This window comes from Pedobacter frigoris, from assembly GCF_032678645.1.
Taxonomy (GTDB): Bacteria; Bacteroidota; Bacteroidia; order Sphingobacteriales; family Sphingobacteriaceae; genus Pedobacter; species Pedobacter frigoris_A.
This window is the reverse complement of record NZ_JAVTSP010000005.1, coordinates 90297-102385: the sequence shown is the minus strand read 5'-3', so window position 1 is coordinate 102385 and position 12089 is coordinate 90297. Positions and strand designations below refer to the sequence as shown.

The following is a 12089-nucleotide window of genomic DNA, read 5'->3' as shown; positions in this document are numbered from 1 at the left end:
GTTATGAATTATATCCCGACATTAAGGCCCAAACTGAATTGTCTTTGAATCGGATAAGTGAAGGCATTGCCTCCCAATTCAACATCCCACAACTTAAAATTTGTGATGTTAAACAAATTCGATCCGCTGACGTAGATCCGGCATTTCGTCAATCCTATTTTTTGAGCAAGCTTCTGAGGCATGGAGTAACCAACTTCTGCCATTTTCAGACGCAGGAAACTACCATCTCTTAGCCACCAGGTACTTGGCTGCATGTTGTTCTGGATTTGAGCCATATTGGTACCCATACGTGGATATAAAGCATATAAGTTTTGATTGTCAAAAGACCAATGATCATCCGCAAATGCCTGTAGCAAAGTTGTTTGCCCGATTGCACCAGAACCTACGACAAATGGACTGACATCTCTGGGACTGATGGAGAAAGACACTCTTGTTTGTCCTTGAAAACGCGTACTCAAGTCAAATGCCCTGTATCTGGCACTAAAACCAAAACCGTATGAAATTTGCGGTGTAGATGGAAATCCTATCGGGGCCATATCTGCCACAGTTATGCGTCCATCGTTATTTAAGTCCCTGTACTTGATGTCTCCTCCTCTTACCACACCACCAAACACCTGAGCCGGAGCCGCAGCAGCTTCGTTGTCATCTACAAAAAGTCGCTCTGCAATATAGCCACGAGCCTGACCGAGGATTGCACCATTTACATACCTGTAGTACTCTGCATAGTTTGGCTCCTCGAAACTGGTGTATTTACCTTTTGAATAAGTGAAGTTAGACATAATCTGCACCGTCAAATCGTTGACCGTCTGCGTATAATTAGCTGTCAAATCTACACCTTGCGAGCTTGCGGTTCCAAGATTAGCCGATATAGGTGCTTCCAAACCGGTAGATTGAGGGACTAGTCTTTGAAGAAGAATGTTTTTGGTGTTTTTCTGCCAGTATTCAGCGATAACTTCTAACTTTCTGAAAAAGGTAGCTTCAACGGCGTAGTTTTTTATTACACTTCTTTCCCAGGTAACATCTGGGTTAGGATAGTTTCTGATCCTTACGCCTGGTCTTGACCTAAAATTATTCGCCCCAAACACAGCTCCAGCTCCAGCAGGTTGAAGATCCACATCCGATAGGTAAAAGAAGCGCTGGGCTCCAATGTTGTCATTACCCGTCGCGCCTATACTTGCCCTTAACTTGAAGGAAGTGATAATATCTTCAACCGGCTTCCAAAATCCTTCCCGGGAAACAATCCAGGCAGCTCCGACTGTTGGGAAGAATCCGAAACGATTTCTCTCCTCAAACCTTTCAGAACCATTGTATCCGAATCCTGGTTCTACAACATAGCGGTTCTTAAACATATAGCTTAATTTTCCAGCCAGATTGAGGTTACGATTCGGCAATGCTGATTGAAGTGTTGCACCGTTCGAATTCAAAGTCTGCTGGCGTATACCAACCAATGAAAAATCTATTTTGTGATCATCAAATACTTTATTGTAATTCAAACTTCCCTGGAAGTGAAGTCTGGCAGTCGCATCTTTTAATCCTGGCGTATAGATCAGGTATTCTGTCGCCTGGCCTGGCTGATTGTTAATCCAGGTAAGCGAATAGGTGTTGGTTGCCCTATCATAACCTGCAGGCATGGTAACCGTGTAATAAAATGGCTGATAGGCCATCTGATAATCGAAATAAGAATATCGGTTTGTGTTAAAGAAACCATTGAAACTTAAACCAGGAGTAATGAAATCTAATTTCTGATCTAATTTTACCGTTGCCTGCATGGTAGAGGTGGAGAAAGTTTTAAAACCTCTTAACATAGATGCATATGGATTAGAGTATTGTAAACCGGCATTGGAACCCGTAGAACCCGCAGCTGCACCGTTTCCAAACAAAATATGTTGTGTCAGTGAATTTGCAGCATCAGGCTCATAATAAGGAGCAAATAAAACCGGACTGGTATGGGTAGCCTGTGAATAAAGATCCGTTGCAAATGAAGCATTACTTGTAATAGGACCACTGTAATCATTGAAAATACCCCAAAGATCTACCGAGAAAACAGTTGACTTGGTCAGGTTGATGTCGATATTCCCCCTCAACTGATAAGTTTTAAAACTTACATTGTTGTTGAAATCATTTTGCGGACTTCTCTTTAAGGATCCATTATCAGTTGCATAAGACCCTGATACAAAATAATTGGCGATGTTTCCACCTCCACTGATACTTGCTGTTGCCTTTAAGTTTGAAGTTCTTTTCTTAAACATCAAATCCATCCAGTCTACCGCCGGATACACAAAGCTGTTGCTTCCCGGAGCTTTACTCAACGTTTGCTGAGTATTGAATATCTTATCCGCACTAAAGAAGTCGCCCGTGTAAGTTTCTGGCCTCGACCTTTCCGCTACATTATACATGTTCATATAAGTAATAGGATCAGTTAATCCGATCATTTTAGTAGGTTCTGAAATCACGTTGTCCAAACGCATATCGATCCTTGGTCTTCCAGACTTTCCTCTTTTAGTGGTAACGAGGATTACTCCATTTGCACCTCTGGAACCATACAGCGCTGTAGAACTGGCATCTTTAAGAATTGAAAAGCTTTCTATATCGTCTACTTGTAAACGGGCAAGATCATCTTTTGTCAATTCGATATTGTCAATAAGAATAATAGGTTCCTGTCTGTATCCGAAAGAAGTAACGCCACGAACAAAGAAATTGGAATTGTCTAGGCCGGGTTGGCCGCTGGTCTGGAATCCGATTACTCCAGCAACCTGCCCTACAATGGCGTTGGTAAGGTTACTGGCTGGTGTGACTAGCTTCCCTGGACTAATCGAGACGACGGAACCCACGACGGATTCTTTCATCTGCTTTTTACCCATCGCAGTAATTACTACTTCAGTAAGATCTGACTTTGATGGGATCAATTTGATCTGAAACACTTTTGCTTCCGCCGTAGCGGTTACATTTTGTGGAACAAATCCTACCATTGTAAATGTAAGTATGGTACCGGGTTCTACGTCCAGTACAAATTTTCCATTTACATCAGTTGTGGTGGTGACATTTGTTTTGCCTCTGGCGGAAACTGTTACTCCATTTAATTTAGCATTAGTGGAGTCAACAACATTTCCCGTGACGGTGATTTTTGCAGTTTGCGAAAAGGCATTTCCGCAAAACAACATACATCCGACAAGAAGCAACCTGAATAAGGTTCTTGAGTAAGAGTTTTTAGCATGCATATTAGGTTATTTAGTTAATTTGGTTAATTGGTTATCAACAACCTAAATAACTAATAAAGAATTGGCCATAAAATGGATATTCTAACGCATGTTATGGATAATAAACTTGAAAATCAGGCATAGGAAAGTATATACTTTTCGTAATATTATCCATGCATTTTGATAACAAATACTAATTTTTACCTACACTTTGTTTAGAAATTATAAACCTGACCTAAAAATCCCAGGAAAATGCATGGCTCAGAACTTTTTCCGTTTCCGGTATTCCAGAGGCGACTGTCCCATGAATTTGTGAAATACCCTTGAAAAATAAAACTGATCTTTATAACCCAATTTCCAGCTGAGTTCCTTGATCTGCAAGTCGGTAAATACCAGCAACTGGCAGGCCTTTTGCATTTTAATATGATTGAAATATTCCAATGGCGGATAACCTGTTTTCTTTTTAAAAAGGGCAGAGAAATGAGATGAAGAACGGTTCAAATCGGCAGCCATTTCACCAAGAACAAGGTTTTTATGTATATTTTGCTGCATGTACTTTATGGCTCTTTCTATTTCATCTTCCTTATTTTCCTGTGCTGTGAATAAATTCGGGTAACAAAAACTGGATAAAAATCCCCATAACTGCATGGTAGCATAATTGAGGTTATCCTGACTATATCCCGAAACCAGCGTATTGTAGATGTTGTTAAATGTTTCAATCCTTTTGTCATCATAAGGCACCATTTTAGAATGAATATCCTGATTTTCAGTAAGCTGATCAACAAAATCACCCGATAGTCTGCCTGAAAAATGTATCCAAAAGATAGACCATGGTTCGTCTTCATCTGCCCCATAGACATGGGGTTTGTTTTTTGGAAGAATCAGGAATTGCCCCTTTTTCACCTCCATTTCCTTGTTTCTTAACGAAACCCATCCTTTACCGTCTATGCAATAGATCAATATGTTTTGCGGTACGCCTTTACTCCTTTCCCGATAATGAAACTTTGCTTTTGGGTAAAAGCCAATATCAGTTAAATGTAACGTTTCCAACAAGGACTGTTTCTCGCATACTTTCAATACCTTTTTTGGTAAAACGATTGCCCGCTGGGCATCGAATCCATCTTTTTTTCTGAATTTCATAGGTAGTTAGTTGTTAATTGGTAACGTAAATTAGATATAAATCTTTCACATAAACAACCCTCGAAATTTCAGGCAATGCAGGTAATTAGCACATGTAAATACAGCTTTTCATTCTGATTTACCTAACGACAACTATAAAATTATCGAAAATAACACTTTAGTTTTTCAGTTAATCATCACACAAACAGGTGCCAGTGACAATCCTGCCAGTCTGTGAGCATATGAAATAAAAGTCCGACGGCAATGATCCTGGTCTTAGGAAAAAACAAGAGTATAAAATAAACCGCAATGGCATAGTATGAATGCAGCGGATGAAAGCCGATACTGCATCTCGTAGGATCAAATATCGGTGTAGCCAATAAGTGATCTGCATCAACCAGCATGGTTAAAAGCATAATGAGCCATGCCTGCTTCCATTGATCTTTAAAAAATATATAAGCAATTAGCCCTGGTGCCAAAAAGTGTAGACTATAGTGCACCAGGGGTTTTAAAATGGTCATAAGGTCAATGACAGCAAACATTACATAGGTTTCAATGTAATCCGGCTGATCTCCGGCATAGACTTGCCTGTAACCTGGCTTGCCTTTAGTTCCAATCTCAGAGAGGCTGTGCCTAATGCCTGTTGGGAAATTTCTATGACACCTGCTTCTATTTCTTTGAAACCTTCATTTCCTGCTTCTATAACGCAATTCAGTGTGTTGTTTTCAAGGTTAAGGGTAAATGTTCCGGCAGCATTCGTGGCGGCAGCATAGTTAACCAGTACTTTGTATTTACCCGGTTTCTGGATCTTTAAATCCCAAAAAGCATAATCGCTTTTAGCAGTCCAGAAAGCAATTGTATTTGGTCTGTTCGGGTCGTGCGTAGATGCGCCTTTCAGTTTAATCCCACCCGTACCATTCAGCTTCGCATTATTGGCGGTCAGCACAATACTTCCATCTTTCAGCGAATTTACCTTATCGGCGAATACAGCAGGAGCGCCTTTGATCTCAGCCACTACCACCATTGGCTTAGGTCCTGAGAAATCAGCAGGCAACTGGATTGTTTTACCGTTGGCAGTTGTTTTAACCAACAGCATTTTACCTTTAGCTCCTAAAATATAAGCTTTGGTAATGGCGCTCGACAGGGGAACTTCCAAAGTACCATTTGCTGGTGTATTGAAAACCTCAAGATATAACTTGCCTGGCTTTTGTGTGCAATAGCCCCAGTCTGTCGATTGAAACGGACTGGCAGTAGTTCCATAAATGGCTTCACTGTTCACTTTCATCCAGGCCCCTATTTCCTTTAGTATTTTCACGGCTGGTGCAGGGATCTGACCTTCTCCGTCCGGGCCAATATTTAACAAAAGGTTTCCTCCTTTGCTCACTGTCTCCAGAAAAAGGTTCATCATCTTATCATAGGATTTCCAATTCTGATCGTGATTGCTATATCCATAACTTTCATTCATGGTATGGTTAACTTCCCAGTCCATACCCGGTAAACCAGCAGGCGGAACGTATTTTTCAGGTGTACCGATATCTCCGTTCTTGTTTTCCAGGCCATCCCAGAAGCGGTTGTTCACGATGATACCAGGCTGCCATTTGACAAGGTCAGTCAGGATCCTTTTAGTACCCCAGCTTTCACCCTGCAGGTTCTTTGAACTGTAATCCAGCCAGAGGACATCCATTTTACCATAGTTGTTGGCCAGTTCCTTAACCTGGTCATACAGGTAGTTTTTATAAGCCTCATAGTTCGGCTTGCTTCCTTCTGCACGCGGGTTAATTTTAAAGGTAGTGTAAGAATCAGGGTGCTGCCAATCGATCAGGGAATAATAGGCTCCGGTTTTGAGTCCGGCCTTCTTAAAGGCAGCTACAGTTTCTCCGTATAAATCTCTTCCCTTAGGGGAAATATTGGTACCACCGGTTAAAGGATTGTTCAGTGAATAAGGTGTTTTGCTATTAAAGATGGTAAACCCTTCATGGTGTCTGGAGGTAATCACCATATATTTCATCCCGGCTTCTTTGGCAAGAGAAGCCCATTCTTCAGGTTTAAATTTTGCGGCGGTAAACTTTGGTTTCAGCGTTTCACTGTATTCCTTACTCGGCACGCTTGCCCAGGTTTGAATCCATTCTGCATAATGCTGAGGATAGACTTTACCATTCCAGGAGCCTCCGGCAGCACTGTATAGTCCCCAATGGATAAAAAGTCCAAAACGGGCCTCTCTAAACCATTTCAAACGCTGATCTTTTGTTTCTGCCCATCCAGGTACTCCTTCATAGGGCTGTGGTTCCTGAGCGAAGGTGCGCGACACCATGCTCAACATCAAAATAAATAATAATGTGTGTTTTTTCATTGCTAAAGTTCTAACCTAAATTTTCACAGGCTGAATATAGCAATAAATCACCTGGATTAGGTCTTCCCTGCCTTAATTCTATGATGTCCTGGTGTCAGTTCGAAACACCTGAATCCGTTTTTAATGCCCAGGTCCTTCATATACCTTGACTGAGCGGTAAGACTCGCAGCATCCTCCACCCTCAGCTGGAGCACTGCAGTACAGTTTGGAGGAACGTTTATGCTCATGCTAAGCTCACCATTATCCCGCTTCCATGAAGTTTTAATCAATCCTGCCGGGGACTGTAACTCAGCCCTGGCCCATTTCATCTGAGTTTCTGTGAGCAATGGCGTGCGGACAATGAAACGCTGAAATCCAGGAGCTTCCTGATCACGCCTGATGCCGGCCACTCCATCTATATACCAGGCACCCGGGTACAGGTATGAGCTGTGTAATAACGAATGCCCGGGCAGGTCTTTTTCCCACATCTCCCAGATGGTCGTTGCTCCATTGGCTTTCATGTAGCCCCAGCCCGGATAATCGGTTTGTGAGGTCATGGAATAGATGAGGTCATCGCGCCCTGCATCTCTCAGCACTTTGAAGAGCATGGCTCCGCCGGTAATACCAACATTGATATGTCCTTTGCGGACAACCAGAATTTCATTTTCGAGCCGTTTCATGATCAATGGCTTCAGGCCAGCAGGCATCACATCACCCACTAATGCTGCAGCCAGATTGGCCATTGATTTGTCGGAATAGCTATGGTCGTCTTTATTATAAAACTTAGCTTGGATAGCGGCGCTGGATATTTCTGCCTGTTTTTCCCATCGCAACGCCTCCTCATCCTTATGAAGGATCCGTGCAATTTTAGCTGCCGTGCGCAGGTTAAATATACGGTAACAGTTATTTAAAAATACCGTTTGTGGCTTGTCGTTATTCATGCCTTCCGCAGTTGCTCCCGGCCATAGCCAGTCGCCCAGAAAATCCCATTCCCCACCAAAACGAACCAGCATATGATCTTTGGTATGGAGATCCAGAAAAGAAAGCCAGCCTTTGATGAGTTCGAAATTCTTTTCCAGAATTCTCGTATCGCCCTCATGCTGGTAAATGAACCAGGGCAGGGCAACTACAATACCTCCCCATGGTGGCCCGCCGCCTCCGGTGTAAGTTGGCGCCGTATGTGGCAGCATGCCGGTTTTGACATCCTGAACGTCCCTCCAGTCTTCCATCCATTTGGTATAGAACGCTGCCATGTGGTAGTTAAACATCCCTGTTTCACAGGTTGCATGTGCGTCGCCACCGTAGCCGAGCCGCTCGCGTTGCGGACAGTCGACGATATACCCACCTATCGACAGGTTTTGAAAAGTCCACTTGATCCTATCGTATATCCAGTTTTGCAGAGAATCAGAACATTCAAATGCTGCTGCATCCTGGTAATTGGTACGTACCATCCATCCTTTGATGTCGTTTCGTGTGGGTTTATATTTTAATCCTTTGATGGTAATCCAGCGTCCGGAACTGTAATTAAACCGGTTGTGAAAAGTCCCTTCACCTTTAACTCCAATGATAAAAGCACTGTGATTGTTAAAGGTCATGTCGTTCTGTTCACGCTCTGAGAACAGGAATTCGATTCTATCACCCTGATTGCCTTTCACCTTGATTTCCGTCCACCCGGCAAAGTTCACCCCCATATCTACCCTATAGGTTCCGTCATTCTTCTCAGCAATGGCAATGGGTTTTATCTCGTCAAATACCCTGTTAGGCTCTACCTTTTGGGCAGACAGGATCAATTTTGGCTGATAGCATATTGCCTGTGACCAAGCAGTTTCGTCGCATGATAAAGTGTTCCATTCCGGCATTTCTTCCCTGGCATCCCAGAGCTCTCCTCCCATCTTTCCAAAATCCCATACGCCCAATAATTTATTGGGGCTTTTATGGGTTTTCCAGCTCTCATCTGTCATGATGACCACCTCAGGCTTCGTCAATGCACCGGGGCTTTTAACAGGATAAACAGCAGCCTGGGCAATCACCATTGGAGTATTTGGGCGATCCTTGCTATTATAGGGACTAAAAATTGACCAGGAGGTGCCCAGCCAGATGGCAATCACGTTTTTCCCTGCTTTGAGTTCGGGTGCAATATCGTACGCCACATAGCGTGCGCGTTTGGTATGATCGGTCACACTGGGCGCCATGATGTCATTACCTACCTTTTTGCCATTCACGTAAATTTCATGGAAGCCGACAGAAGCCACAAACACTGTTGCTTTTCCGGGCTTTGTTTTAAGCGTAAAAGTTTTACGCAACCATGGGTCAGCTATATTACAATCCTGTTTTGAGCGGTCAAAAATCTGATCCGTCCCAATCCATTTGGCCTTCCAGTCCGCAGACCGGAATAAACCTGTTGTCCATCTCGCGGTTTCGCTCCAGGCAGACACCCTTCCCTTTTCATCCTTGACGCATACTTTCCAGAAATAGGTACGATCTGATGTCAATGCTTTACCCTGATAAACGATGTGCTGCATATCCGCAGCATTCACCCACCCAGAATCCCAGACATCGCCTTTATTGACATTTAAAAGAGCCTCGGTAGCGGCAACCACAATTCGATACGCTGTTTGTCCTTGTCCAAAAGCTGAGGTATCTCTTGCCACCAATGTCCAGCTAAAACGGGGATGCAATTCATCAAGTCCTTTTGGGTTGATGAGGTATTCGCACCTTGTATTGACCGGAATCACGGAGCTGATTTTATCAGTTTTCCCTGAACCGAAGGCCAAAGCAGACACACAAAGCAACAATACCGCTAACAGAATATATTTATTGGGTTTCATGACAGGCTATTTGGTTGTTTAAAGTAACAAACCCGCCCTTGCATTCGCAACCTGTACTGTCTGGTATACCTTAAAAAGAATCCTTTAGCTTCCAGCTTTTTTCCCATCTGAAAACGGGTTTATCATCTTCAAATGTAATGGGCAGCCATACATATCTGCCATCTATAGGGTTCTTCGGTCTCCACCGGTCGGCCATGAAGATAAAAGTATCTTTTTTGCCCGGCGCCGGTATGATATAGGTGCTTTGTGAGTCAAAAGTAAGCTCAGCCCCTTCCCCTTTTGCAGGATTACCAAGAGGCTTCCAGGGTCCCCATATGGATTCGGCGACGAAAGATCGGGCCGCATTTGGATCCCAGCCCGTACAGCCCGAAGTAATCAGGTAATACTTTCCTTTATGCTTAAAAATCGCAGGTGCTTCATTGTGACCTGCGGGCTCAATAGTGATCCATTTGCCTGTAAATGAAAGGTAGTCCGGGCTCAGTTCAGACAGATGTAGTGTGAGGTTCTCTTCTGAGGAATGAATGTGATAAGCTTTGCCGTCATCGTCTACGAAAACTGTCATATCACGTGACATTTGACCCTTTTCAAAATCTCTTCTGATAAAAAGTCCCTTGGCGACTTCATCTTTCCATTCCTGGCTCCAGGCTTTCATATCCTTTTCCTGAACCGTTTTATGTTTCCATTCTTCTTTGAAGTTCTGCGGCCATTCCCCGGCGTTCGGCCTGAAAGATTTCAGATAGGTATAAGGCCCGGTCACCTTATCACTTACCGCAACAGCAGTACGTGCTGCATCATACCCTTTGCCTTTAAGTTCGAGGTGAAACCACATGACGAACTTTTTGGTCCTTTTGTTATAGATAACTTTAGGTCTTTCAATGATGCTTCCTTTCTCAATTTCTGAACCTGAGTTTTCATCGGCGACCTTTAAAGCAATACCTTCATTTTTCCAGTTCAGCAAATCCGCAGAAGAATAACAGCTAACACCTACCATAGCAGAATTGCCTTGTCTGCCTTCGACCTTATGTTCTCCAAACCAATAATATTTTCCCTGATGCAACAATATTCCGCCACCATGTGCATTGATATGCTTTCCATCTGTATCAAGCCAAAGTTCTCCCGGATTAAAGGAAGATATGTTTTGAGCTATTGCACATAAAGCCATTCCGGCTAAGAGTAAAAAAGTTAGTGTAAATGCTTTCATCATTCTGGTTATCAATGCAAATGGACGTTAAAAATGCACCAGTGCAAAATACTAAAAATATTTCAGGACTATTCAGTCAGGACTGCTCTTATACTCCGTTATTATTAGCAGCGGGTTTGGAGCGGATTTGCTACGGGTTTGCAGCGGGTTTGGTACGGCTAAACCCGCTGCAAATCCGTTTAGCACCCGCATCAAATACGCTTAAAATCAGCCGCGGGTATAAACACAATACAACCGGACTCCTTGCGGATATAAGCAGGTACTAAATTGAATTACTGATGATACGTATGACCGCTATATGGCAGAATATTTGCTATAAAGCAAAGTATGCAAACCATCAATTAAAATCTTTTGTTAATAATTATACACCTTTATCACTATATTCAGTTATCATAACAACACAATTAGTATAAATGACTACAAAACCTTCTTTTTGGCAACGAATAGGCGTTCAGGATTGGTTCTTATCCAATAATGGAAATGCTGCATCAGCCAGTTTAAAGCACCTTACACCTAATGTTGTTTACAAATACATCATTGAAAAGTTTGAACAATCCATGTCCGAACTGTCCTTTGCCGAACGCATTGTATTTTATCATGAATACATCATCTGCCTCAATGTGGATGACTACCGGGAGTTTATGGACAATAAAAAAGGGATACTTGGACTGATAGCCCAGGAATCGGTAAAGAGCTTTTATGAGATCCTGAACCAAAAGGTAGCACAAGGAAAAAAAGCAGAGCCATCGAGTAATAAATGGGTATTCAGGTTTGTTTCTCATCCTGATTATAAACCGGGAGATATCGGTTTCATCGGAAAGCTGCTGCCGGACAGTAACCAGAAGGAAGAAAACCTGCGTGTGACCTTCATTCCCAGACAAACGGGAATGGCGCAGACTTTCGATATCAACAATGATGTGCTGAAGGACTTTATTTTTTACAGTGAAGGTTATTACGAAATACCTTATGTAGATAACCTCAAATATGAGCAGAAAACTAAATCCACTGCAGAAAGTACACTTATTGCCAGGTTTGAAACCACCATACCCGACAGGGCTTATGCCGGTCAGAAGCTGGAATTCCTGATGAAAGTGACTGACATTACTGTATCTGGAAATGAAGAAACCCGGGAAGGAAGCGCGATCTTCAAGATCCCTTCTGAATGGGTAAATACGCCTCATCTTAAGATCAGATACAATGATGCGGAAGACAAGTTCTACCTGGCGTCCTTTGGAGAAAAGACCATTGTGAATGAAAACCTCATTGAGCGCAGTGACATTACCGGTCCGAAATGGACTGAGCTGCCTCTGAATTCCAGGATTATACTGAATGGCATTATCGGTGTTAACATATTTAAATCCTGATTTATGTCACATGTCCTTGCTATAGCGTTATTGACCATATGTGTGTTTCTG

General features: G+C 42.8%; 8 protein-coding genes. 2 read left to right on the top strand and 6 right to left on the bottom strand.

Annotated elements, in window-relative coordinates:
* Positions 1 to 8: 8 nt before the first annotated feature.
* The 6 genes from R2Q78_RS16550 to R2Q78_RS16525 form a co-directional block, all read right to left on the bottom strand.
* Positions 9 to 3218 carry a TonB-dependent receptor gene (locus R2Q78_RS16550; RefSeq protein ID WP_316793651.1) on the bottom strand — a complete coding sequence of 1070 codons (3210 nt, stop codon included), beginning with the start codon at positions 3216 to 3218 and terminating at the stop codon, positions 9 to 11.
* 240 nt (positions 3219 to 3458) lie between these two features.
* Positions 3459 to 4337: an AraC family transcriptional regulator gene (locus R2Q78_RS16545; RefSeq protein ID WP_316793650.1), complete on the bottom strand. Its 879-nt coding sequence runs from the start codon at positions 4335 to 4337 to the stop codon at positions 3459 to 3461.
* 176 nt (positions 4338 to 4513) lie between these two features.
* The gene (locus tag R2Q78_RS16540) at positions 4514 to 4837 is read right to left on the bottom strand and encodes a DUF6122 family protein (protein WP_316793649.1); all 324 of its coding nucleotides are present in this window, start codon (positions 4835 to 4837) and stop codon (positions 4514 to 4516) included.
* Positions 4838 to 4857: 20 nt separating this feature from the next.
* A complete protein-coding gene (locus R2Q78_RS16535; RefSeq protein ID WP_316793648.1) occupies positions 4858 to 6666 on the bottom strand; it encodes an alpha-L-fucosidase in 1809 nt (602 codons plus the stop codon).
* A gap of 56 nt (positions 6667 to 6722) precedes the next feature.
* Positions 6723 to 9473, bottom strand: coding sequence for a family 78 glycoside hydrolase catalytic domain (locus R2Q78_RS16530; RefSeq protein WP_316793647.1), 2751 nt, complete (start codon positions 9471 to 9473; stop codon positions 6723 to 6725).
* A 70-nt stretch (positions 9474 to 9543) separates the two neighbouring features.
* Positions 9544 to 10677 carry a glycoside hydrolase family 43 protein gene (locus R2Q78_RS16525; protein WP_316793646.1) on the bottom strand — a complete coding sequence of 378 codons (1134 nt, stop codon included), beginning with the start codon at positions 10675 to 10677 and terminating at the stop codon, positions 9544 to 9546.
* On the opposite strand from R2Q78_RS16525, the gene R2Q78_RS16520 reads away from it, so the two are divergent.
* Positions 10665 to 10940, top strand: a complete 276-nt coding sequence (locus R2Q78_RS16520; protein ID WP_316793645.1) for a hypothetical protein — start codon at positions 10665 to 10667, stop codon at positions 10938 to 10940. The genes R2Q78_RS16525 and R2Q78_RS16520 overlap by 13 nt on opposite strands.
* A 147-nt stretch (positions 10941 to 11087) precedes the next feature.
* Positions 11088 to 12038 carry a hypothetical protein gene (locus tag R2Q78_RS16515; protein WP_316793644.1) on the top strand — a complete coding sequence of 317 codons (951 nt, stop codon included), beginning with the start codon at positions 11088 to 11090 and terminating at the stop codon, positions 12036 to 12038.
* Positions 12039 to 12089: the final 51 nt, after the last annotated feature.